Here is a 24391-nt window from a genome sequence, read left to right as displayed (position 1 = left end):
CAACCCCTCCGTATATCGCGGCGCTCGCCCCCTCATCCCGCTGCCGCGGACTTCTCCCCGGCGGGGAGAAGAAACAAGCTGAGGCCTCCTGCTTCACAGACAAGCACCTTCAGGTTCAGCTTATTCCCAACCCCTCATGCATCTTTCGCCACCCCGCCTACGTCAATTGACGTATACGGTTTCGCTCTCACGAGATCGATAGTCCCTCCCAGCAGCGGCCGCAGATGCCGCTGAGCCTCCACGAGAGGCCAAACAAGGAGAGGGGTTCTTCCGATGATATTCCGCAAGACGCTTAGTGCTGCGCTGCTTGGCGCGATCCTGTCCACCACCGCCTTCCACGGCGCTTTTGCCGCTGACGACACCATCAAGGTCGGCGTGCTGCATTCGCTGTCCGGTACGATGGCGATTTCAGAAACGACGCTGAAGGACGCCATGCTGATGCTCATCGACGAGCAGAACAAGAAGGGCGGCGTGCTCGGCAAGAAACTCGAAGCCGTAGTGGTCGATCCGGCTTCCGACTGGCCGCTTTTCGCCGAAAAGGCCCGCCAGTTGATTTCGCAGGACAAGGTCGCCGCCGTTTTCGGCTGCTGGACGTCGTCCTCGCGCAAATCCGTGCTGCCGGTCTTCGAGGAACTGAATTCGATCCTGTTCTATCCGGTTCAGTATGAGGGTGAAGAATCCTCGCGCAACATTTTCTATACGGGTGCGGCGCCGAACCAGCAGGCCATTCCGGCCGTAGACTACCTTGCCAATACCGAAGGCGTGGAGCGCTGGGTTCTGGCCGGCACGGACTATGTCTATCCGCAGACCACCAACAAGATCCTGAAGGCCTACCTGATGTCGAAGGGCGTCAAGGAAGAGGACATCATGATCAACTACACGCCGTTCGGTCATTCCGACTGGCAGACGATCGTGTCCGATATCAAGAAATTCGGCTCTGCCGGCAAGAAGACCGCCGTGGTCTCCACCATCAACGGCGACGCCAACGTGCCTTTCTACAAAGAACTGGCGAACCAGGGCATCAAGGCTGAAGACATTCCCGTCGTCGCCTTCTCGGTCGGCGAAGAAGAACTTGCCGGTCTTGATACCGCACCGCTGGTCGGCCACCTTGCCGCCTGGAACTACTTCCAGTCCGTCGATGCGCCGGTCAATGCCGAATTCATCAAGACCTGGCATGCCTTTACCAAGAACGACAAGCGCGTGACCAACGACCCGATGGAAGCCGCCTATATCGGCTTCAACGCCTGGGTAAAGGCCGTCGAATCTGCCGGCACGACGGATACGGACAAGGTTCTCGATTCGATTATCGGCGTTTCCGTGCCGAACCTTTCGGGCGGTTACTCCACCGTCATGCCGAACCACCACATCACCAAGCCGGTGCTGATCGGCGAAATCCAGGCCGACGGCCAGTTCGAAATCGTGCAGCAGACGCCGCAGGTCGTGGGTGACGAATGGTCGGATTATCTGCCGGATTCGAAGGATCTGATCTCGGACTGGAGGAAGCCGATGTCCTGCGGCAACTTCAATGTGGCCAGTGGGAAGTGCGGCGGCAAGGGTAGTTGATTAGCGAGGTGGGTGCCGCCCCCGTTGTTGGGGGCGGTTTTCTCATTGGAAACTGAGCAAGAATTACCCCCCTCTGCCCTGCCGGGCATCTCCCCCTCAAGGGGGGAGATCGGCAAGACGCTTTCTCGCCGCTTCATTCTCAAACATCGAGATAGGCGAGACCTCGCCACAGGTCGATCTCCCCCCTTGAGGGGGAGATGCCCGGCAGGGCAGAGGGGGGTAAGCGGCATATTCAGGTCGCACAAAATTAAAACGCCCAAGGAACCCGACATGACGATCCGATCTTTTCTCGGAGCCATTTTCCTCTGGCTCACCCTGGGGATCGCAGCCCAATCCTTCGCGCAAAGCGAGCCGAAGGCGCTGATCGACCAGCTCGGCACGGCGGATTTCAAGCAGGCCGAAGTGCTGATCGGGCAGATTGCCGCCACGGGCGATGCGCGTGTCGTGCCGGCGCTCGAGGCTTTTGCGGCGGGCGATCTTTACGTGCGCAAGGCCGACAATCTGGTGTTCATGACGAAGCCGGCAGGTTCCAATTTTACGCTGATCGACCCGCTGACGGGCGAAAGTGCGGGTGAAGCGCCGAAGGCGGCTGTCAGCAAGATCAAGGTCAACAATAATCTGCGCCGGGTCATCCGCGCCGCACTCGGCGGCCTGACCCTGCTCAGCCCGGAAAAATCCGTGCGGCTTTCCGCGGCAGACGCCGTTCTGAAAGCGCCGAGCGCGGAAAATCTCGAATTGCTGGAAGCGGCCATCGCCAAGGAGGCCGATACTGAGGTGCGGACCCGGATGGAGGAGGCGCGGGCTGTCTCGCTGCTCTCCTCCGAACGGTCGCTCGAAGAGAAGAGGCAAGCAATCGCCACCATCAAGAGCCTTGGCGGGCGCGATGCCATCGGCATTCTGATGGCGGCTTCCTCGTCGGTGGATCAGAGCCTGAAGCCGGATATCGACAGCGCCATATCGAGCATCGAAAGCTCCCTTGCCTTCTGGGACTATGCGCAGAATGTCTGGTACGGCCTGTCGCTCGGTTCCGTGCTGCTGCTGGCCGCCATCGGCCTTGCCATCACCTTCGGCGTGATGGGCATCATCAACATGGCGCATGGCGAGATGGTGATGATCGGCGCCTATTCCACCTTCATGGTGCAGGAGGTGATCCGCACGCATTTCCCCGGCCTGTTCGACTGGTCGCTCGCCATCGCTCTGCCCGCCGCCTTTCTGGTGACGGCCTTTGTCGGCCTCGTGATGGAGCGCGGCGTCATCCGTTTCCTTTACGGGCGGCCGCTGGAAACGCTTCTCGCCACCTGGGGCATCTCGCTTATCCTGCAACAGGGCGTGCGCTCCATCTTCGGGCCTACCAATCGTGAGGTCGGCAGCCCGAGCTGGATGTCCGGCTCCTTCAGCGTCGGTTATCTCAATTTCACCTGGAACCGGGTGTGGATCGTCTGCTTCTCGCTTTCGGTGTTCTTCGCGCTGCTGGTTCTCCTGAAGCGCTCCGCCTTCGGCCTGCAGATGCGCGCCGTGACGCAGAACCGCCGCATGGCCTCTTCCATGGGCATTCGCACGCCGTGGGTGGATGCCTTCACCTTCGCGCTCGGTTCGGGCGTTGCCGGTCTCGCCGGCGTGGCGCTGTCGCAGATCGACAATGTCTCGCCCAATCTCGGCCAGAGCTACATCATCGACAGTTTCATGGTGGTGGTGTTCGGCGGCGTCGGCAATCTCTGGGGAACGCTGGTGGGCGCCCTGTCTCTCGGCGTGCTCAACAAGTTCCTTGAGCCGACGGTGGGCGCCGTGCTCGGCAAGATCCTCGTGCTCGTTCTCATCATCCTGTTCATCCAGAAGCGGCCGCGCGGTCTCTTCGCACTCAAGGGAAGGGCGATCGAAGCATGATTACCGGCTTCCTTCTGCGCGCGCTCGACCGCCGCATCTCCATCGCCATCGGCATCATTCTGGCCATCGCCGTGCTGGTGCCTGCCTCCAACCTGCTTTTGCCGGCCGACAGCGCGTTGCGCATCCCGACCTATATCATGTCGATGCTCGGCAAATATCTGGCCTATGCGCTGCTGGCGCTCGCGCTCGATCTCGTCTGGGGTTATTGCGGCATTCTCTCGCTTGGCCATGCCGCCTTCTTCGCGCTCGGCGGTTATGCCATGGGCATGTATCTGATGCGACAGATCGGCACGCGCGGGGTTTATGGCCATCCGGTGCTGCCTGATTTCATGGTGTTCCTCAACTGGAAGGAACTGCCGTGGTTCTGGCAGGGCTTCGACATGTTCTGGTTTGCGGCGCTGATGGTGCTGGTGGTGCCGGGGCTGCTGGCCTTCGTGTTCGGCTGGTTCGCTTTCCGCTCGCGTGTCAACGGTGTTTATCTCTCCATCATCACCCAGGCCATGACCTATGCCCTGCTGCTTGCCTTCTTCCGCAACGACATGGGTTTCGGCGGCAATAATGGGCTGACCGATTTTAAGGATATTCTCGGCTTCTCGGTGCAGGCGGATGGTACGCGCGCTGTGCTGTTCGCCATGACGGCGGTGATGCTGGCGCTCTCGCTGCTGATCGCCTCCGGCATCGTCAATTCCAAATTCGGCAAGGTGCTGGTGGGCGTGCGCGATGCCGAAAGCCGGGTGCGTTTCCTCGGTTTCCGGGTGGAAAACATCAAGCTCTTCACCTTCGTCGTTTCGGCCATGATGGCGGGCATTGCCGGCGCGCTGTTCGTGCCGCAGGTGGGCATCATCAATCCCGGCGAATTTTCGCCCGCCAACTCCATCGAAGTGGTGGTGTGGACGGCGGTGGGCGGGCGCGGCACGCTGATCGGGCCGATTATCGGCGCTGTCCTGGTCAATGGCGGCAAGAGCTATTTCACCGGCGCTTTCCCCGAATTCTGGCTGTTTGCGCTGGGCGGGCTGTTCATCGCGGTGACGCTGTTCTTCCCCAAGGGCATCGTCGGCACGCTGCAACACTATCTGGTCCGGCGGCGCGAAAAGCGGGTCGCGCTTGCGGCAGGCGGCACACAGCCGGGCAATGACAGCGCCGCAACAGTGGCGCAACAGGCGGCGGAGTGAGACGGATATGAACACGATTTCCGAAAACAGAACGAAAAGCCTGCTTTATCTCGACGGCGTCTCGGTGTCCTTCGATGGGTTCAGGGCGCTCAATTCCCTCTCCTTCGTGGTGGAACCGGGCGAGCTGCGCGCCATTATCGGCCCGAACGGTGCTGGCAAGACGACGATGATGGATATCATCACCGGCAAGACGCGGCCGGATACCGGCACGGTGCTGTTCGAAGACAGCATCGACCTCACCAAAAAGGACGAGGCGGATATCGCCCAGCTCGGCATCGGACGAAAGTTCCAGAAACCGACGGTCTTTGAAAGCCATACCGTCTGGGACAATCTGGAACTGGCGCTCAACCGCAAGCGCGGCGTGTTCGCGACGCTGTTTTACCGGCTGACGGAGGAAGACAAGGCCCGCATCGAGGAAATCCTCGCCACCGTGCGCTTGAGCCACCGCCGCGGCGATCTCGCCGCCAACCTCTCGCACGGCCAGAAACAATGGCTGGAAATCGGCATGCTCTTGGCGCAGGAGCCGAAGCTCTTGCTGGTGGACGAGCCGGTGGCCGGCATGACGGATGCGGAAACCGCCGAAACCGCCGTGCTTTTGAAGGAAATCGCCAAGACCCGTTCGGTTGTGGTGGTGGAGCATGACATGGGTTTCATCCGCGAACTAGGGGTGAAGGTGACGTGCCTTGCCGAAGGCTCGGTGCTGGCCGAAGGGTCGATTGATTTCGTGTCGAACGATCCGAAGGTGATCGAGAATTATCTGGGGCGGTGATGGTGGTGTTTGCGCTCGTGATACCCCCCTCTGCCCTGCCGGGCATCTCCCCCTCAAGGGGGGAGATCAGATGCCGCACCCGCCCGTTCCATGGGCAGAGTTTTCGCCGCTTGCCGATCCTCCCCCCTTGGAGGGGGAGATGCCCGGCAGGGCAGAGGGGGGTAACGCCTCCCACCAATGCGCCAATGGAGTCTCACCATGCTGAACGTCGACAACATCAACCTCCATTACGGCGCAGCCCAAGCGCTCCGTGGCGTTTCGCTGACGGCGGAGATGGGCAAGATCACCTGCGTCCTCGGCCGCAACGGGGTGGGCAAAAGCTCGCTGCTGCGGGCCGTTACCGGGCAGCACGCCATTAGTGCCGGGACGATCAGCTTTGAAGGGGCGTCGCTGGATGGGCTGGCGCCTTACCACCGGGCCAAGCGCGGTGTCGGTTACGTGCCGCAGGGGCGGGAAATCTTTCCGCTGCTCAGCGTGCAGGAGAATCTCGAAAGCGGCTATGCGCCGCTGCCGCGTAAGGAACGGTTCATTCCCGACGATATTTTCAGCCTGTTTCCGGTGCTGCAATCCATGCTGGGAAGGCGCGGCGGCGATCTCTCTGGCGGACAGCAGCAGCAGCTCGCCATCGGCCGGGCTTTGGTGACGCGGCCGAAAATTCTCGTTCTCGACGAGCCGACCGAGGGCATTCAGCCGTCGATCATCAAGGATATCGGCCGGGCGATCAAATATCTGCGCGATTCTACCGGCATGGCGATCCTGCTGGTCGAGCAATATCTGGATTTCTGCCGCGAGCTTGCCGATTACGTCTACATCATGGACCGGGGTGAAATCGTGCATCAGGGGCTGGCCGAAACGCTGGATACGCCGGAAGCGCGGCGTCACCTGACAGTATAAATCGAGACTAAAACCCCTGTGCGCCGATCACGGCGTGCAAACGGCCGATTAATATTTTGAAAGCCTATGCGTCTCGACATGGCTTTCATGCGTAATTTTAGCATTTCATTGAATAAAAGCCTGTGATATTGGCAGCGCAAATGCTGCATGCGAGACACAGGAAAAGTCTATTCGCACGCCGCGACAGTTGATCCCTTACATTCCACGCACGTCCGACGTATCGTCGGGGAAACCGTGCCCAATAAAGGCGTGTCAATGAATCAAGACTTTGCCATTGGCCGGGCCGCCCGGCTGTTCCGCTCCGCCCGCACCCTCTTTCTGGGTCTTGCGATGTGCGCGAGCGCCGGTGTCGCAGCGTCGGCATCGACCTGCGGTCAGTTGCCCGGACCCGGCATGGAACCGGGCAGGCATGATTTTTCCATTCTCTCCAACGGTGAAAAACGCGACGGCGTCTATTTTGTTCCCTCGGCCTATGACGGAAAAAAGCCGCTGCCTGTCGTGTTCGATTTCCATGGCTCCAACAGCAATCCGCATGGCCAGCTGAACCGCAGCGGCTGGGACAAGCTGGCCGAGCGTGACGGTCTGGTGGTCGTGGCGCTGGCCGGCAGCCTGAATGGCGAATTGCCCGGCACCCATGCCTGGAATGTTCCCGGCGTCACCAAGCGTCCGGGCGGGCTGGACGAGGTCGGCTTCATTCGCGATGCCATCACCATGGTGAAGGGCAAGTTCTGCGTCGATGAGGAGCGTTTTTACGGTTCCGGTTATTCCGGCGGCGGGCGCATGCTGTCGCAATTCATCTGCAATGGCAGCGCGGATTTCACCGCTGCCGGTTTCGTCGCCTCGCTGCGCGCGGGTTATCCGCTGGAGACCGAGGGCAAATGGGCACCGGATGCGGCAAGCTGCACGCCGGCGCGGCCGATGTCCATCATCGCCTTTGCCGGGCTGAAGGATCCCGCCAACCCCTATCAGGGCGGCGGCAAATCCTATTGGCAATATGGCGGCGAGACGGCGCTGAAGCGCTGGGCCGAGATGGACGGCTGCAAGGGCGCTGCCAAAAGCAAGGTGGGCGAAAGTTTCACCGTCAATTCTTATGACGTCTGCAAGGCCGGCGCACGCATTCAGTCCTATGTCATCAACGATTGGGACCACGCCTGGCCGCGCGCCACCATGAAGGCGGAAGTGCTGGCGGCGAGCGCCGTCGTCACCCGCAAGCCGGGCGGCGAACAGACGCCGAAGGCGGAACCGGCCGTGGAGCGCAAGATGCCCACAGGCGAAGTGACGCGCACGGTTGATGCGGCGGAAAGAATGTGGGATTTCTTCCGCAATACGGAAGGGCAGCTGGTCGTGGATGCCGTCGTCAAGAAGGATTGCGGCGCAAAGGCCTCATCCGCTTCCGCAACCGCTTCGGAGACCGCGTGCAGCCAGAACAGCAAGCCATCGGCCCTTCCGGTCGCCAAGACGCTCAACCTGTCCGGCAGCAGCGCGCCCGTGGCAGAGGACGCATTGTAACCAAAGCGGTTGAAGGGCGCAGCCGGCTGGAGGAACTGTTCCAGGAAGGCTGCGCCAAAATCCGCCTGCCGGAAACCTTTTCGAACGAAGCCGAAGCCATTCTCATCAATTCCTCCGGCGGCCTGACCGGCGGAGACGAACTTGAATGGCAGGCGGTGGCCGGCGCCGGCACATCGCTGGTGGTGACCACGCAGGCCTGCGAGAAGGTTTACAAGGCATCCTCCGGAACCGCCACCGTTACCGCCCGGGTTTCCGCCGGGCCGAACGCCCGATTGCACTGGCTGCCGCAGGAAACCATTCTCTTCGACCGGGCGTCGCTGACCCGCCGGCTGGAAGCCGATCTCGACCAATCTTCCGAATTCATCGCCGTCGAAGCCGTGCTGCTCGGTCGCCAGGCCATGGGCGAGGCGATGGCGCATGGCCTTTTCCGCGACCGCTGGCGTATTCGCCACGGGGGTAAGCTGGTGCATGCCGAAGAGCTTCTGCTGCAAGGCGAGGTAGCGGCGCTGACCGCGAAACCGGCGGTTCTGGCCGGTCAGGTCGCCTTTGCGACGCTGCTTTATATCGGGCCTCTGGCCGAGGCGCTTCTGCCTAAAATCCGGGCTATTGCCGGGGAAAGCGGCGGCGCCAGCGAATGGCAGGGCAAGCTTGTTGTTCGCGTCTCTGCCGAAGATGGTTTCTCCTTGAGAAAATTACTTTTTCCGATCATTTCGCTCTTGCGAAACGGCGCGCCAGTGCCGAAAGTCTGGAATCTGTAAACCCTTCGGATCGTCGGCAACCGGCGTCCTTCGGGGTCTGTCAAACAAGTCGAATTTGGCCCCGGAAACGCTTTGATTTGCGGGGCAGGTGCGAAAGCTGCGGGACCACGATGAACCTTAGCCCAAGAGAAAAAGACAAGCTGCTGATTTCCATGGCCGCCATGGTGGCGCGCCGTCGGCTGGAACGCGGCGTGAAGCTGAACTATCCCGAAGCGATTGCGCTGATTACCGATTTCGTGGTCGAGGGCGCCCGCGACGGCCGTGCCGTGGCCGAGCTGATGGAAGCCGGCGCGCATGTCATTTCCCGCGACCAGGTGATGGAAGGCATCGCCGAAATGATCCATGATGTGCAGGTGGAAGCGACGTTTCCCGATGGCACCAAGCTGGTGACCGTTCACGAACCGATACGGTAAAGGGGGGAGCCTATGCCGGAGAAAAGTCTGCAGGATCAGATTGATGCGATAAAGTTTGAGTTGAGTTCTCCGAAGAGGGCGCCTTTAACCAAAGACTATGCCATCACAACAACGATCGGCACCGGCATCGCGATTGTTTCAGCGGTCGTCGCAGCGACTTTCACTTACGCGACGTTTCAGAACCGTCTGGATGATATCGACGCGCGTTTGGCATCGCTGCCGCTTACGGAAATATCGAAAAAGGTCAATTTTCTCGAGTGCAGGGAACGGGAACATGTTGCCGCGATCAGAGCGATATTTGCGGATCTGAGGCAGGTCCTTGTGTCCATCAACAGCGACTATTCCGTGCTGGAGCAGAAGATGGATCGTCAACTCGCACTACAGGAAGATCAGTTGAAAAACAGCAGTTGCGGAGTCGCACCATGAAACCCGGCGAAATCATTACCGCAGAGGGCAGCATCGAACTCAATGCCGGCCAGCCGACCGTGACCATCGAAGTCGCCAATTCGGGCGACCGGCCGGTGCAGGTGGGCAGCCACTATCATTTCTATGAGACCAATGCGGGTCTCCTGTTCGACCGCGACAAGGCACGCGGCATGCGCCTCGATATTCCTGCCGGCACGGCGGTTCGTTTCGAACCCGGCCAGAAACGGGAGGTGACGCTGGTGCCGCTTTCCGGCAAGCGCGAGGTTTACGGTTTCCGTCAACAGGTCATGGGGAGGTTATGAAATGGCGACGGCGCATTATCATGGAAGCTGCCAGTGCGGCGATGTGAGCTTCGAGGTCGATGCCGATCTCGACCATACCGTCATCTGCAATTGTTCGCGCTGCAAGCGCCTGGGTTCCACGCTGGCCTTCGCGCCGCGTGAGAAATTCACGCTGCTTTCCGGCGAGGACAAGCTGGCGGAATATCTCTTCAACAAACACAAGATCCATCATCTTTTCTGCTCCACCTGCGGCATCGAAAGCTTTGCTTATGCCGATGGGCCGGATGGAACGCCGATGGTGGCGGTAAACGCCAATTGTCTCGATGGTGTCGATCCCCGGGCGCTGAAGCCGCAGGCTTTCGATGGCGCGGCGGCCTGAGCGATGGAGATGAGCCGAAAAAACGTCCTTCTGGCGGCCGTGCTTCTTTGTGCGACCGCCGGCCTGTCCATGCCGGCCGCTGCGCAGGGCGAGCCGGATTGCAAGGCCCCGCAGACGCAGGCGGACATGACCATCTGCGCCGGCAAGGATTACGAAAAGGCCGACAAGCAGTTGAACGCCGAATATCAGAAGCTGCGCAAGCTGCTCACCGAGCGCGACAAGGCGGCGGATGCAGATGGCAAGGGTGCGACCGACGCGCTGGTGACTGCCCAGCGCGCCTGGGTGGCGTTTCGTGACGCCAATTGCGCGCTTTCAGGCTTTCAGGCGCGCGGCGGCTCGATGGAACCGATGCTGATTTCCTCCTGCCTTGCCGAGATGAGCGGCAAGCGGGCGGAAGAGCTGCGTCAGTTGTCGGAAGGTTTCTGAACGCATGGGGCGGCGCATCACGATTGTTGGAAACGGGGAACTGCCGCAGGGTGCTGCTGATTTCATCGATTGTTCCGATATCGTCATCCGCTTCAATGATTGCCGGTCGCTCGGGCCAGGCGGCACACGCACCGATGTGGTGGCGGTGTGCAATACCGGGCGGCCGGGCCTTGAGATGACTGAGGGGAGCGAATGGCGCGAGAGTGACGGCGTGCGGCAGGCCTCCGCCATCTGGTCTGTGCGCGATCCGGCGAAATTTGCCGAAATGGAGACGGATATCCGCGCGCGCTGGCCGGAACTGACCGATTTCTGCGCCGATTATACCGCCGGCTTTGCCGCCATCGCACGAGGAGCCGGCAAGGCTCACATCGTCATTCCGCGCGGTGTGCATGAAAGGCTTGATGCCGCGCTCGAAGCCTATGCGCCCGCGCCCTATGTCTGCCCCAGCACCGGCCTTTTCGCCATCGCCCATGTCCTCGAGAGCGTGAGCGACGATGGTGACGAGGTGGCGATTGCCGGTTTCGGCCATCAGGGCTGGAGCGGGCATCCGTTTGCCGCCGAACAACAGCTGGTCGAGGCCCTGGCGTCTCAGGGCAGGCTGACACGAATTTCTCCCACATCGATTTTCTCCGCGTCCGAAGGAGCCTGAGCCTATGCCTTACAAGATTTCCCGCGCCGCCTATGCCGGCATGTTCGGCCCGACCGTCGGCGACAAGGTACGTCTTGCCGATACCGAACTCTTCATCGAGATCGAGAAGGACCACACGACCTATGGCGAGGAAGTGAAATTCGGCGGCGGCAAGGTCATTCGCGATGGCATGGGCCAGAGCCAGGCGACACGGGCGGAAGGCGCTGTCGATACCGTCATCACCAATGTGGTGATCGTTGACCATAGCGGCATCTACAAGGCGGATGTTGGCCTGAAGAACGGCCGCATCCACGCCATCGGCAAGGCGGGCAACCCGGATACGCAGCCCGGCGTGACGATCATCGTCGGCCCTTCGACGGAGGCGATTGCCGGCGAAGGCAAGATCCTGACGGCTGGCGGCATGGACGCGCACATTCACTACATCTGCCCGCAGCAGATCGAGGAAGCGCTGATGAGCGGCGTGACCTGCATGCTGGGCGGCGGCTCCGGCCCGGCGCATGGCACGCTCGCCACCACCTGCACCGGCGCGTGGCATATCGAGCGGATGATCGAAAGCTTCGATGCTTTTCCGATGAATCTGGCGCTGGCAGGCAAGGGCAATGCATCGCTGCCCGCACCGCTGGAGGAGATGATCCTTGCCGGTGCCTCCTCGCTGAAGCTGCATGAGGACTGGGGCACGACGCCGGCCGCCATCGACAATTGCCTGACGGTGGCCGATCAATACGATGTGCAGGTGATGATCCACACCGACACGCTGAACGAAAGCGGCTTCGTGGAAGATACGGTCGCCGCCATCAAGGGCCGCACCATCCATGCCTTCCATACCGAAGGGGCTGGTGGCGGGCACGCGCCTGATATCATCAAGGTCTGCGGAAATCCCAACGTCATTCCGTCTTCCACCAACCCGACGCGGCCCTATACCGTCAATACGCTTGCCGAACATCTGGACATGCTGATGGTGTGCCACCACCTGTCGCCGTCCATTCCCGAAGATATCGCCTTTGCCGAAAGCCGCATCCGCAAGGAAACCATCGCGGCGGAGGATATTCTCCATGATATCGGCGCGTTTTCGATCATCTCTTCCGACAGCCAGGCCATGGGCCGCGTCGGTGAAGTGGCGATTCGCACCTGGCAGACGGCCGACAAGATGAAGCGCCAGCGCGGCCGCCTGAAGGAAGAGACCGGCGAAAACGACAATTTCCGTGTCCGCCGTTACATCGCCAAATATACCATCAACCCGGCCATCGCCCAGGGTGTCAGCCACGAGATCGGCTCCATCGAAGTCGGCAAGCGCGCCGATCTCGTCTTGTGGAACCCGGCCTTTTTCGGGGTGAAACCGGAGATGGTGCTGCTCGGCGGCTCGATTGCCGCCGCACCGATGGGCGATCCGAATGCTTCCATTCCCACGCCGCAGCCGATGCATTACCGGCCGATGTTTGCCGCTTATGGCAAGTTGCGCACCAATTCCTCGGTCACTTTCGTGTCGCAGGCGTCGCTGGATGCGGGCCTTGCCCAGCGCCTCGGGGTCGCCAAGAAGCTGCTGCCGGTGAAGAATGTGCGCGGTGGTATTTCCAAGGCGTCGATGATCCACAATTCGCTCACCCCACATATCGAGGTCGATCCGGAAACCTACGAAGTGCGCGCCGATGGCGAGCTTCTGACCTGCGAGCCGGCGACGGTGCTGCCAATGGCACAGCGTTATTTCCTGTTTTAACGGCGCCTCGTGTTGAGATCGATCAGAAGGTGGATCGGCGGCGGCCTGCTGCTGATCGTCCTGCTCCTTGTGTTCGGCACCATCGTGCCGCGCCCCTTTTTCGCCGATGGTGCAGGCGGCCCGAGGGATCGCGAGATATTGCTATTATCCAATCCGATCCACACCGATATCGCCCTGCCGGTCGATGAGGATCTGCGGCGGACATTTGCCGAATTGCAGGAAGACGGTATTGCGGTCAACCATCCGGCGGCGGCCTATCTGGTGTTCGGCTGGGGCGGCCGGTCGTTTTATACCGAGACGCCTACCTGGGCCGATCTGAAACCCATGCCGGTCCTGCGTTCGTTTACGCTGGATCAGTCGGTGATGCATGTGGATGTGACCGGGGATTTTCCCGCCGATCTGGCCGGGGTGAAACGCCTGCGCATTTCCGAAGCGGGGTATCAGCGCCTTCTCGCTGGTATCGGGGGGAGTTTTGTCAGGAGAGACCGCAAGGTTCAGCTTATCCCCGGTGTCGCCTATGGTTTCAATGACGCGTTTTTTGAGGCGAATGGCTGGTTCAATGCGTTTGCCGGCTGCAACACATGGTCGGCCGCCATGCTGCGGCAAGCCGGAATTCGCACCGGCTGGTGGACGCCCTTGCCCCCATTGCTGCGCTGGTCGGTCGATCTCCACAATTGATCCTCCGCCGATGCGGCATTTCATACATTCAACGACCTCAATCCGATTTTTATGCTGCACCGCAGCGCGTCTTGCGTTATGGAAACCGCAAAAGAATTCCGCGCGGATCGATCCCAAGCGATCCGCGTAAAACACCTGATCAGGAGAAAAGACATGCTCGGCAAAAAAGTGCCCGCCGTAACCTTCCGCACGCGCGTTCGCGACGAGGCCGTTGGTGGCCCCAACCCGTTCCGCTGGCAGGACATGACCTCCGACGATTATTTCAAGGGCAAGAAGGTCGTTCTGTTTTCGCTGCCCGGCGCCTTCACGCCGACCTGCTCGACCTACCAGCTTCCCGATTTCGAAAAGCTGGCGGGTGAATTCCGCGCGCTCGGCGTGGATGACATTTATTGCCTGTCGGTCAATGACGCCTTCGTCATGAATGCCTGGGCAAAGGGCCAGAACCTGGAAAACGTCAAGGTCATTCCGGATGGTTCGGGTGAGTTCACCCGCAAGATGGGCATGCTGGTCGCCAAGGACAATCTCGGCTTCGGCATGCGCTCCTGGCGTTACGCCGCCGTCATCAACGACGGTCTGGTGGAGCAGTGGTTCGAGGAAGAGGGTTATTCGGACAATTGCGAATCCGATCCTTACGGCGTTTCCGCACCGCAGAACATTCTGGAAAACCTGAAGGCACGCGCTGCGGCCTGATTTTGGTTTCAAGATTTTTACGAAGGCCCGGCGGCAATGCCGGGCTTTTTTCGTTTTCTGGGACGTGATTGTCTTTCGCGGTGCCGCCTCATCCGCACACCGTCACCCCGGACTAGATCCGGGGTCCAGTGCGATCAAGTCCTTGATCGCGAAAGACTCCTCTCACGGCGCAGACGCGCCGTGGCTGGATGCCGGATCCAGTCCGGCATGACGGAGGAGAAGTTGCCGGACGCCTCAAGTCTTTCGGCCGGCAATGCCGACCTTTTTCCCGCCTTGCATTCATTCACCTTGAAATCACCCCGCCTATCCGGCAAAAATCAGGCCCCCAAGACAGTTTCTGAAACGGATCATTCCATGCTGCGCGTCACCTCCTATCATCCGGCCGGAACCCCTGCCGACGAAGCTTCCGGTTATGTTACCCTGGCGCATGACCAGCGGCATCTGCGCCGCAAGCTGCTGCATCTGCAAAATGACGAGATGGTGATGCTGGACCTGAAGGAAGCCGTGCTGTTTGCCCATGGCGATCTTCTGGTGGTGGAGAACGGCGACTTGATCGAGGTTCGCGCAGCGGATGAAAAGCTTTTTGAAATCAAGGCGAAGGACCGCCTTCACCTGATCGAGCTTGCCTGGCATCTGGGCAACCGCCACCTTTCGGCTCAGATCGAGGAGGAGCGTATTCTCATCCTGCGCGACCACGTCATCCGCGCCATGCTGGAAGGTCTCGGCGCCACCGTGCGTGAGGTGGAGGAGCCATTCCAGCCGGCCCGCGGCGCCTATCACGCCCATGGCGGCCACTCCCATGGTCACGGGCATGATCACGGTCACCACCATCACGATCACGGTTGAGCCGTGAGTGAAGATCGCGGCGTTGCCGCGCTGCTGCGGCTCATGGCCTGGCTGTCGCCGGCCTTTCCCGTCGGTGGTTTTTCCTATTCCGGCGGGCTTGAAAAGGCGGTGGAGGATCGGCGTGTGCGCGATGCCGCCGCGCTTCACGGCTGGGTGGAGACGCTTCTGCGCCACGGCAGCCTATGGAACGACGCGCTATTTCTGGCGGAAGCCTGGCGCAATGGTGATGACGCCGCTGTCTTAAACGAAACGGCCGATCTGGCGCGGGCGCTGGCCGGTTCGGCGGAGCGCTATCGCGAGACGGTGCTTCTTGGTGATGCCTTCGTTGCCGCCGCCGGGGCCTGGCCGCATGCGGTTCTGGACCTGTTGCCGAAGGATGTTCCCTATCCCGTCGCTGTCGGCGCGGTCGCTGCCGGTCATGCGGTGCCGCTCAGGGAAACGATTGCCGCCTTTTTGCACGCCGGCGTCTCACAGCTCGTTTCAGCGGGCATCCGCCTCGGGGTTGCGGGACAGAAGGATGGCGTCACCATTCTCGCCGCAAGTGAGGCGATCATCGCGGAGATGGCGGCGCGGGCAACGCAATCCACGCTTGACGATCTCGGCAGCGCAACGATCATCGCCGACACGGCAGCCATGCGCCATGAAACACAGGGCACGCGGCTTTTCCGGTCATGAAAGGGCGAGGGCGCGCTACGCATTTCTTCTCCCCGGCGGGGAGAAGAAATGCGCGGCACGATCTTTGCATATATTGAAGCGTCCCGTTGAGGGACTATGGTGAAACAAGACCAAAGCATATCGAAGGGAACAGAGTGATGAAATCGGGTAATGGGCCGCTGCGCGTCGGCATTGGCGGGCCGGTCGGTTCTGGCAAGACGGCGTTGACGGAAAAGCTCTGCAAGGCGATGAGCGCCGATTATTCGGTCGCGGTCGTCACCAATGATATCTACACCAAGGAAGATGCCGAGGCGCTAGTGCGCATGCAGGCGTTGCCGTCCGAGCGTATCGTCGGCGTCGAGACGGGTGGTTGCCCACACACCGCCATTCGTGAGGATGCGACGATCAATCTGCAGGCGATTGCCGGGCTCAATGCGCGGTTTCCCGATCTCGATGTGGTCTTCATCGAATCCGGCGGCGACAATCTCGCGGCGACCTTCTCACCTGATCTTGCCGATATCACGATCTATGTCATTTCCGTCTGCCAGGGTGAGGAAATTCCGCGCAAGGGCGGGCCGGGCATTACCCGCTCCGATCTGCTGGTCATCAACAAGAAGGACCTTGCGCCCTATGTCGGCGCTGACCTCACCGTCATGGACAGCGATGCGACCCGCATGCGCAACGCCATGCCTTTCGTGTTCACCGACATGAAACGGGGCGATGGCGTGGAGCGCATCGTCGGTTTCCTGAAAGAACAGGGCGGTCTCTGAAATATGGCTATCTCCCGCCGTTTCGGCGCTTACGAGGTTTCCCGTTTTGTCGACGGTGTCTACAAGGCGCCGGTCGGCCATCTCATCCATCGCCAGGGTGCAGAAGCGCTGGCGGCGGCCCTTGCCGGGCATGAGGGCGAAACGGTGGATATGGATGTCAACTGCTTTGCGCTGTCTGGGCCTGAAGGCATCTGGCTGATCGATGCCGGATGCGGTACGGCCTGGGGTGCAGCCTATGGTCATGCCCGCGCGGCGATGATCGCCGCCGGGATACAGCCCGCCGATGTGACGCGTGTCATCCTCACCCATATTCATGGCGACCATGCGCTTGGCCTCATCGACGGCGACCAGCCTTATTTTCCCAATGCGGACATATGGGTTCCCGAGGCCGATCTCGGCTTTTTCACCAGCGAGGTGGCGCGAAAGACCTTGCCGCCCGCCCGGCAGGGCGGGTTCGATCTCGCCGCGCGCCTGCTCGATATTTGCGGCGCCATGCTGCGGCCGATCCCGACGGGAAAGATAGCGGGTGATGTGGAGGCCATCGCCATGCCGGGCCACACGCCCGGACATATAGGCTATCTTATCGGCCAGGGCGATGAACGGCTGTTATTATGGGGCGATGTGCTGCATGTGAGCGCGTTGCAGGCACAGGATCCGGGTATCGGCTTCGTCTATGATATCGATTCCGAACTTGCCTATTCGACGCGTCTAAAGGCGCTGGGCGAAGTTGCCGATAATGACTGGCTGGTTTCCGGCGGCCATCTTGGCGGATTTTTCCGTGTTGAGCGAGAGGGCGATAGTTTTCGCTTCGTGCCACAGCCGTTTTGATATCCGGGTGCAGGAAAATTCGAGGACGGGATACCGGCAGGTGTCCCGTCCTCGTCCTTCCCCCGGTATTGGCTTCATATCTGCTTCAGCGCCGAGACATCATTGACCTGGACGATGCGGCCGCGCACGGTGACCCCGGCTTTTTTAAGGTCGAGAAGGCGCGCGACAGCGCTTCCGGCGCAAGGCCGAGCTTGCCGGCGAGCAGGCTTTTCTGAAACGGCAACCGCAGCGAAAAGGATGTCGCGTCGCGTGGGCCCTGATTGATGAGGTAATGGGCGACACGCTGCGGCGCTGTCTGCAGCCGGTCATTGGCGATGCAATCCATGGTTCCGAGCAGGCTGTTGGACAGGCAGCGCATGACGGCCTTGGCGATTGCCGGCTCCTGATCGATCAGGCTGCGGATTCTTGTCAGTTCGAAACGCGCCACGGTGCAGTTTTCCGCTGCCTGCGCGCTGTAACGATAGCTGTCGCTGCCGAAGATCAGGCATTCATTGAAGGTTTCGCCCGGGCCGCTGACGCGCACATCCGCCTCGCGCCCGTGCCGGTCCAGCCGGTAGAGCCTGACATAACCGGATAGAACGCAGTAGAAATATTGCGCCGTCTCGCCTTCCTTGAAGAGCACGTGGCGGGCGTTCACATTGATGACGCTGGCCGCCTCCATCAGCTTCAATGCAGCCGCGTCATCCGCTATCCCGATCAGGGGTGCGCGCAGCAGAATGTTCCTGTCCCTGTTGCTCAGCTTCACGGTCTTGTTCACGTCCATCCGGCTCCCGCTCAAACCTTTTGCCGGGCTGTCCGAAGCGATACGAAACCGGGGATGTTCCTTTTCCCTCACGCCTATCTGAAAAGAGCTCATCGCATTATCCTTCGACCGGCAACTCCCGATGCGAGGGAGATTAGCAGTTCACCTGAAAAGCGAATTGATTTCGATCAAATGGGTTCTGGTCTTGTTCGGTCGGGCGAGAGATGCAGCCGGGCGGCAGTTGTGCCCCAGCTTCAGTCGTGGAAAATTTCCACTTGCTCGACGTCATCCTCGGGCTTGACCCGAGGATCTATCCCTCGATCGTAAACTGGCGGCGTCATGGATCCTCGGGTCAAGCCCGAGGATGACGGAAGAGGGATTTTGCCACAAAAAGAAAACGCCGGGCACAGGGCCCGGCGTCTGAATCGTTATTTTGCAAGCTTCACTCCGCAGCGAGCGGCGGCAGCCGCAATATATTGCTGCCCTTGTCGCCGGATTTTTCGCCGGTGCCCTTTTCCATGCTGGCGACCCGCGCCTCGAGCGAGGAAAGCGCCAGGCTGTTTTCGCGGGCGATCTCCGAGAGTTTCTCGTTGGAGAGGGCCTCTTCCTCCTCTTCCTTCTTGCCGACGAAGCGGCCGAAGAGGTGGGCGAGCAGGCGCGAAAAGTCGTCCATGATCAGGAAGAAGGCGGGCACCACGATGAGCGACAGCACCGTCGAGACGATGATGCCGCCGATCACCGCAATCGCCATCGGCGCGCGGAACGAGCCGCCTTCGCCGACGCCGAGGGCCGAGGGCAACATGCCCGCCGACATGGCGATGGAGGTCATGATGATCGGGCGGGCGCGCTTGCGGCCGGCCTCGACCATGGCATGCACCCGTTCCATGCCGTGGCGGCGCATTTCGATGGCAAAGTCCACGAGCAGGATGGCGTTCTTCGTCACGATGCCCATCAGCATCAGGATGCCGATGAGAACGGGCATGGACAGCGCGTTCTGCGTTATGATGAGCGCGACCGCCACGCCGCCGATGGCAAGCGGCAGCGAGAACAGGATGGTGAAGGGCTGGATGACATCCTTGAACAGCAGGATGAGCACCACCAGCACCAGCATCAGGCCAAGCAGCATGGCGTTGACGAAGCCCTGCTGCATTTCGCCCTGCACCTTGGCGTCGCCGCTTTCGGCAAGGCGAACGCTTGCCGGCAGGTCGGTTTCGGCCACGATGCGCTTGAACTCGGCCGTCGAGGTGTCGAGCGCCGTGCCGAAGGGCACGTCGGAGCCGATGGAGACGACGCGGTTGCGGTCGTTGCGCTTGATCGAGCTTGGACCTTCCGAATAGTCGATATCGGCAACGCTATAGAGCGGCACCAGCGACCCGGAGGCGGTCTTGATCTTCAGCGCGCGGATGGTGGCAAGATCGCGGCGGGTATCGAGCGATGCCTGCACGCGGATCGGGATCTGCCGGTCATCCAGCGAAATCTTCGTCAGCTGCGCGTCGATATCGCCGATGGTGGCGACACGCACGGTCTGCGAAATCTGCTGTGGCGTGATGCCGAGGCGGGCGATTTCATCCTTACGCGGGCGAATCTGCAGTTCCGGACGGGGCAGGGCGCCTTCCGAGCTGACATTGGCAAGGATCGGCGAAGCGCGCAGGCGGCTCTCGAGCACACCGACGGCGTCGTTCAGATCCTTTTCGTTCGACGAGAGGAAGTTGAAGCTCAGTTCACGTTCCGCGCGGTCGTTCAGCTTGATGATGCGCACATCCGGGATGGTGCGGACCTTGGCGAAAATATCCCGCTCCACATCCCATTGCGGACGGAGGCGGCCCTTTTCTTCCACCTTCGGCAGATATTGGCCGATGAGCGGAAGGGAGCCGAGACCCTTGTTGACCAGGGTTTTCAGCAGCGAGTGATCGATATGCTGAAGGATGACGTTGACCGTGGCGCGGCGAAGCTCCAGATCGCCCTTGGGCGAAGCGCCGCCGAGGATGAAGACGCTTTCCACACCGTCAATATCGCGGATGGCATGGAAAATTTCGGTCGTCGTGCGGTCGGTTTCGTCCAGCGTCGCATTGGGCGGCAGTTCCACCGAAAGCGTTACGCGGGAAGCATCGTCCGGCGGCAGGAAGCTGCCCGGCACCTGGCTCAGAAGATAGACGGATGCGACCAGAAAGCCGATGGCGCCGATGAGCGTCAGGTAACGCGCCCACCACTTGCGGGTGGTGGCGGAAACCATGCGCGTATAGGATTTCATCAGCCAGCCGTCATTGTCGGCATGGTCGTCCATCGCATCTTCGGCGCGCATCAGATAGGCCGCCATCAGGGGTGTGATGAGGCGGGCCACCGCCAGCGAGAAGAACACCGAGAAGGCGACCGTCAGGCCGAACTGGATGAAGTACTGGCCGGGAATGCCGGGCATGAACGACACCGGCACGAAGACGGCGATGATGGTGAAGCTGGTGGCGATGACGGCGAGGCCGATTTCATCCGCCGCTTCGAGTGCCGCCCGATAGGGCGTCTTGCCCATCTTGATATGGCGGGCAATGTTCTCGATTTCCACGATGGCGTCATCCACGAGAATACCCGTGGCGAGCGTCAGCGCCAGGAAACTGACGAGGTTGAGCGAGAAGCCCATCAGGTCCATGATCCAGAAGGTCGGGATCGCGGAGAGCGGCAGGGCGACGGCGGCGATCAGGGTCGCGCGCCAGTTCCTGAGGAAGAGCAGGACCACGATGACGGCGAGGATCGCGCCTTCGATCAGCGTATCGAGCGCCGCCTTGTAGTTGCCATAGGTGAAATAGACGGCGTCGTCGACCATTTCTATCGACACGTCGGGATGATCCTTGCGGACCTGATCCAGGCTTTCCGCCACGGTTTCGGCCACCGAAACCTCGCTTGCACCCTTGGAGCGGAACACCGCGAAGGTGACGGCGGGGTTGCCGTTGAAGCGCGAGAAGGACTTTTGCTCCTCATAGGTGTCCTTGACCGTGCCAAGCTCGGAGAGCTTCACGAAGCGGCCGTTGGAGAGCGCGATGGTGGTGTTGGCGAGCTGGGTGACGTCACGCGTATCGCCGAGCGTGCGGATCGTCTGCTCGTTGCCGCCAACCTGGCCACGGCCGGAACCGAGATCGATGTTGGTGCCGCGCAGCTGGCTGTTCACCTCGGTGGCGGTGATGCCGTAAGCGTCGAGCTTTTCGGGGCTGAGCGAAACGCGCACCTCGCGGTCCGCACCGCCATAGCGGTCGACCTTGCCGATGCCGGACTGACCCTGGAGCGAGCGCTTGATCGTGTCATCCACGAACCAGGACAGCTCTTCCAGCGTCATGTTCGGCGAGGAGACGGCAAATGTCTGGATTGCCTGTCCTTCGACGTCGATCTTGCTGACAACAGGCACCTCGATATCGGCGGGCAGATCGCTACGGATCTTGTCGATGGCGTCCTTGGTGTCCTGAACGGCCTCTTCCGTCGGCTTCTCGATGCGGAAGACGACGGTGGTAAGCGATTGTCCGTCGGTGACGGTCGACTGGATTTCGTCGACGCCGCTGATGGCGGCGACGGCGTCCTCGATCTCCTTCGTCACCTGCATCTCGAGCTCGGAGGGCGAAGCGCCGCTCTGGGTCACGGTGACGGCGACGACGGGGACGTCGATATTGGGAAAACGGGTGATTGGCAGGGCGTTAAAAGCCTGCATGCCAAGGACCATCAAAAGCGCGAAGCCAAGCAGCGGCGCAATCGGGTTACGGATTGACCATGCGGAAAAGTTCATCTCATTCCCTCAGTCAGTTGGACGCAGCCGTCTGGGCTTCAACCGGTCTTATCCGGTCGCCATCACGCACGAATGCTCCAGCTTTCTCGACAACCTTGTCACCAGCGGCAAGCCCGCTGACAATCTCGATAAAACCGCCGTCCTCTATGCCGGTCTCGATCTTCACCTGCTTGACGACGTCGCCTTCCACCTTGCGGGTGGTCGAGCCTTCGCGTCCGGAGGTGACGGCCGATAGCGGCAATGCGAGCGCGTTCGTCTGCTCGACGACTATTTCCGCGCTGGCATACATGCCTGATCGCGCCGGGCTGTTTTCCGGCAGCACCACATGTACGGAGCCGAGGCGCGTCGTCGGATCGACGGTGGGTGAAACGAGGCGCACCTTGCCCTCTATTTTCTCAGCTCCGCCGGCAACCGTCAAATAGGCTTTCTGGCCGGTCTTGACCTTGAGGATATCCGTCTCGGAAAGATCGGCGACGAGTTCGATCGCGCCATCCTTGATGACGGTGAAAAGCGGGTTGCCCGCGCCGCTGGCAATGGCGCCAACCTTGGCGTTCTTGGCCGATACGATGCCGGTGACGGGGGTTTTCACACCCGTCCGCGTCAGCTTCAGATCGATGTCGTCGATCTGCGCGTCAACCACCTTGATGTCGGCTTCACCGGCGGAAACGGCCTGCTTGGCCGCATCGAGGCGGGCCTGCGCAACTTGAGCGGCCGCTTCGGTCTTTTCCGTCTCGGAGACGGAGCCCGAACCGCTCTGGCCGAGCTTGGCGGCGCGGTCGCGCTGGCGAAGGGCGTCGGCCAGATTGGCCTGCGCTTCCAGAACCTGCGCCTTGGACTGGGTGACGGAGGCTTCGGCCTTGGCCTTGTTGGCTTCGAGCTGGCTCTTTTGCAGGACAAGACTATCGGAGGACAGCACGGCCAGAACCGCATTCGCCTCCACCCGGTCGCCGATATCGGCGTTCAGCGTGTCGATCGACAGGCCGTCAACCAGCGGCTGGACGTAAATCTCGTCCACGGGGCGGATCGTGCCGGTGGCGATGATGCGGTCCACAAGATCGCGTTTTGCGGCATGTGCGACGATGATCGAGGGGAGGTTCTGCTGTTTGACCGGTGCCTGCGTCTCCCCTTCGGCTGCTGCCGAAAAGGGCAGGGCCGTTGCGGAAAGAAGGAGGAATACAAAGCGGTTAAACGTGACTTTATGCTGCATGTGTCTTGGCTCGCGCAATATTCGATCGCATGTCCTGCAGCCTCTCGGCGTATATTAGAAGGTCATGCTGAAACGAATGTGAAACAAGGGATCACAATACTTCCTTTTCGATCCTCCCGATTCGAACGCCCCTCAACGCGAATCTTCAGCACTTTGCCGTCGTGCTTTTCTTACAAGATCAAATTTGGCAGTCTTGTGGGCGGGACTCTAATTGTTGTTGTCGTACAAATCAATCCGCATAGCCGCGATGCTTGATATACATTTTTGTATAGGTCGGGATATTGTAATTCGTTAAATACGTCACCAGCGAAAAAAAGAAACGCGCGGACGGTGCCGCGCGTTCCATGCGTTCGGGTTCGATTTTACTATTTCAGCGCCGCATCGGTGATTTCGGTGGTGAAGGCGCCGGAGGGTTCCTTCGTGATGACCGGATCGGAACCGCCGCCAAGCAGGGTCTTGACGGTACGGTCATAGTCCGCCTTGTCGAGTGCGCCCTTCGAGCCGGCGGTGAGTTTTGCCACTTCGCCCATCATGCGCTTCTGGTGTTTTTCGGTCTGGGCGCCGGAGGCGTCGTTTTCGAGAACGATATCGGCGGCGTCGTCAGGGTTTTCTTCCGCCCATTTCCAGCCCTTCATGGAAGCGCGGACAAATTTGACCATGTCTTCCTTGAACTTGGCGTCCTTCAGCTTGTCTTCCAGAACGTAAAGCCCGTCTTCCAGCGTCGCCACGCCTTCCGCCTCGTATTTGAAGGTGACGAGTTCCTCCGGCTTGATGCCGGCATCGATGACCTGCCAATATTCATTATAGGTCATGGTGGAAATGCAGGCGGCCTGTTTCTGCAGCAGCGGATCGACATTGAAGCCCTGTTTCAGAACAGTCACGCCATCGGCGCCGCCGGTGGTCGGGATTTTCAGATGCGCCATCCAGGACAGGAACGGATATTCATTGCCGAAGAACCAGACGCCCAGCGTCTTGCCCTTGAAATCTTCCGGCTTGGTGATGCCGGTTTCTTTCAGGCAGGTCAGCATCATGCCTGACGATTTGAACGGCTGGGCGATATTGACCAGCGGCACGCCCTTTTCGCGGGTGGCGAGTGCGGATGGCATCCAGTCGACGATGACGTCAGCGCCGCCGCCGGCCAGAACCTGCGCGGGCGCAATGTCCGGGCCGCCGGGCTTGATATCGACATCGAGGCCTTCGGCTTCGTAAAAACCCTTGTCCTTGGCGACGTAATATCCGGCGAACTGCGCCTGGGTGACCCATTTCAGCTGAAGGGTAATCTTGTCGGCGGCCTGCGCTCCGAATGCGGTCAGGAGTGACGCGCCGGCAAGAAGCATGGATGCAAGTTTCATTTTCATCGCTGTTCCCTTTTTCGT

Annotated in this window: 23 protein-coding genes and 1 pseudogene; 20 read left to right on the top strand and 4 right to left on the bottom strand. The window is 60.7% G+C overall.

The genetic code is table 11. From position 1 onward, the window contains the following. Positions 1 to 273 precede the first annotated feature (273 nt). The 20 genes from urtA (at position 274) to aidB (ending at position 17303) form a co-directional block, all read left to right on the top strand. Entirely contained in the window at positions 274 to 1563 is a 1290-nt protein-coding gene (gene urtA, locus AGR13A_RS11885; protein WP_035219970.1) for an urea ABC transporter substrate-binding protein, read from the top strand. 270 nt (positions 1564 to 1833) lie between these two features. Further along, entirely contained in the window at positions 1834 to 3447 is a 1614-nt protein-coding gene (gene urtB / locus AGR13A_RS11880) for an urea ABC transporter permease subunit UrtB (RefSeq protein ID WP_080836801.1), read from the top strand. Further along, positions 3444 to 4619: an urea ABC transporter permease subunit UrtC gene (urtC, locus tag AGR13A_RS11875; RefSeq protein ID WP_080835759.1), complete on the top strand. Its 1176-nt coding sequence runs from the start codon at positions 3444 to 3446 to the stop codon at positions 4617 to 4619. Before urtB ends, urtC begins: the two co-directional genes overlap by 4 nt. 7 nt (positions 4620 to 4626) lie before the next feature. After that, on the top strand, positions 4627 to 5388 hold the full coding sequence (gene urtD / locus AGR13A_RS11870) for an urea ABC transporter ATP-binding protein UrtD (RefSeq protein WP_080815956.1): 762 nt from the start codon (positions 4627 to 4629) through the stop codon (positions 5386 to 5388). Between the two features lie 198 nt (positions 5389 to 5586). Next, positions 5587 to 6282, top strand: a complete 696-nt coding sequence (urtE, locus tag AGR13A_RS11865; RefSeq protein ID WP_080835755.1) for an urea ABC transporter ATP-binding subunit UrtE — start codon at positions 5587 to 5589, stop codon at positions 6280 to 6282. A 255-nt stretch (positions 6283 to 6537) separates the two neighbouring features. Beyond that, complete coding sequence (locus AGR13A_RS11860; RefSeq protein ID WP_080835753.1) at positions 6538 to 7791, top strand: alpha/beta hydrolase family esterase; 1254 nt, start codon at positions 6538 to 6540, stop codon at positions 7789 to 7791. Further along, on the top strand, positions 7698 to 8549 hold the full coding sequence (locus tag AGR13A_RS11855) for an urease accessory protein UreD (RefSeq protein ID WP_167377481.1): 852 nt from the start codon (positions 7698 to 7700) through the stop codon (positions 8547 to 8549). Before AGR13A_RS11860 ends, AGR13A_RS11855 begins: the two co-directional genes overlap by 94 nt. 110 nt (positions 8550 to 8659) lie before the next feature. Beyond that, complete coding sequence (locus AGR13A_RS11850; protein WP_035219978.1) at positions 8660 to 8962, top strand: urease subunit gamma; 303 nt, start codon at positions 8660 to 8662, stop codon at positions 8960 to 8962. A gap of 12 nt (positions 8963 to 8974) precedes the next feature. Continuing rightward, positions 8975 to 9388, top strand: a complete 414-nt coding sequence (locus AGR13A_RS11845; RefSeq protein ID WP_080835750.1) for a hypothetical protein — start codon at positions 8975 to 8977, stop codon at positions 9386 to 9388. Continuing rightward, positions 9385 to 9690, top strand: a complete 306-nt coding sequence (locus tag AGR13A_RS11840; protein ID WP_035219981.1) for an urease subunit beta — start codon at positions 9385 to 9387, stop codon at positions 9688 to 9690. Before AGR13A_RS11845 ends, AGR13A_RS11840 begins: the two co-directional genes overlap by 4 nt. A 1-nt stretch (position 9691) precedes the next feature. Then, positions 9692 to 10048, top strand: a complete 357-nt coding sequence (locus AGR13A_RS11835) for a GFA family protein (RefSeq protein WP_020808768.1) — start codon at positions 9692 to 9694, stop codon at positions 10046 to 10048. 9 nt (positions 10049 to 10057) lie between these two features. Then, the gene (locus AGR13A_RS11830) at positions 10058 to 10474 is read left to right on the top strand and encodes a lysozyme inhibitor LprI family protein (protein ID WP_035220652.1); all 417 of its coding nucleotides are present in this window, start codon (positions 10058 to 10060) and stop codon (positions 10472 to 10474) included. A gap of 4 nt (positions 10475 to 10478) precedes the next feature. Then, positions 10479 to 11123, top strand: coding sequence for a Urease operon accessory protein (locus AGR13A_RS11825; protein ID WP_080835749.1), 645 nt, complete (start codon positions 10479 to 10481; stop codon positions 11121 to 11123). A gap of 4 nt (positions 11124 to 11127) precedes the next feature. Next, positions 11128 to 12837 carry an urease subunit alpha gene (gene ureC, locus AGR13A_RS11820; protein ID WP_035219985.1) on the top strand — a complete coding sequence of 570 codons (1710 nt, stop codon included), beginning with the start codon at positions 11128 to 11130 and terminating at the stop codon, positions 12835 to 12837. 9 nt (positions 12838 to 12846) lie between these two features. Further along, entirely contained in the window at positions 12847 to 13515 is a 669-nt protein-coding gene (locus tag AGR13A_RS11815) for a TIGR02117 family protein (RefSeq protein ID WP_167377480.1), read from the top strand. Between the two features lie 153 nt (positions 13516 to 13668). Further along, positions 13669 to 14205: a peroxiredoxin gene (locus AGR13A_RS11810; RefSeq protein ID WP_080835745.1), complete on the top strand. Its 537-nt coding sequence runs from the start codon at positions 13669 to 13671 to the stop codon at positions 14203 to 14205. Between the two features lie 354 nt (positions 14206 to 14559). After that, the gene (gene ureE, locus AGR13A_RS11805) at positions 14560 to 15051 is read left to right on the top strand and encodes an urease accessory protein UreE (RefSeq protein ID WP_035220654.1); all 492 of its coding nucleotides are present in this window, start codon (positions 14560 to 14562) and stop codon (positions 15049 to 15051) included. Positions 15052 to 15054: 3 nt separating this feature from the next. Further along, entirely contained in the window at positions 15055 to 15726 is a 672-nt protein-coding gene (locus AGR13A_RS11800) for an urease accessory protein UreF (RefSeq protein ID WP_167377479.1), read from the top strand. 137 nt (positions 15727 to 15863) lie between these two features. Beyond that, a complete protein-coding gene (ureG, locus tag AGR13A_RS11795; protein WP_020813394.1) occupies positions 15864 to 16475 on the top strand; it encodes an urease accessory protein UreG in 612 nt (203 codons plus the stop codon). A 3-nt stretch (positions 16476 to 16478) separates the two neighbouring features. Beyond that, positions 16479 to 17303 (top strand): AidB family quorum-quenching N-acyl homoserine lactonase, encoded by an 825-nt coding sequence (gene aidB, locus AGR13A_RS11790; RefSeq protein WP_080835742.1) that lies wholly within the window; start codon positions 16479 to 16481, stop codon positions 17301 to 17303. 74 nt (positions 17304 to 17377) lie between these two features. Here the strand turns inward: aidB and AGR13A_RS11785 are convergent. The 4 genes and pseudogenes from AGR13A_RS11785 to AGR13A_RS11770 all read right to left on the bottom strand — a co-directional run bounded on the left by AGR13A_RS11785 (position 17378) and on the right by AGR13A_RS11770 (position 24373). Further along, positions 17378 to 18066: pseudogene (locus tag AGR13A_RS11785) on the bottom strand (Crp/Fnr family transcriptional regulator). Between the two features lie 421 nt (positions 18067 to 18487). Next, entirely contained in the window at positions 18488 to 21808 is a 3321-nt protein-coding gene (locus tag AGR13A_RS11780; protein WP_080835741.1) for an efflux RND transporter permease subunit, read from the bottom strand. Positions 21809 to 21821: 13 nt separating this feature from the next. Beyond that, complete coding sequence (locus tag AGR13A_RS11775) at positions 21822 to 23015, bottom strand: efflux RND transporter periplasmic adaptor subunit (RefSeq protein ID WP_080835739.1); 1194 nt, start codon at positions 23013 to 23015, stop codon at positions 21822 to 21824. Between the two features lie 365 nt (positions 23016 to 23380). After that, positions 23381 to 24373 (bottom strand): ABC transporter substrate-binding protein, encoded by a 993-nt coding sequence (locus AGR13A_RS11770; protein ID WP_080835737.1) that lies wholly within the window; start codon positions 24371 to 24373, stop codon positions 23381 to 23383. Between the last annotated feature and the right edge of the window lie 18 nt (positions 24374 to 24391).

The organism is Agrobacterium genomosp. 13 str. CFBP 6927 (genome assembly GCA_900012615.1).
GTDB lineage: Bacteria > Pseudomonadota > Alphaproteobacteria > Rhizobiales > Rhizobiaceae > Agrobacterium.
This window is presented reverse-complemented; position numbering and strand designations above follow the sequence as displayed.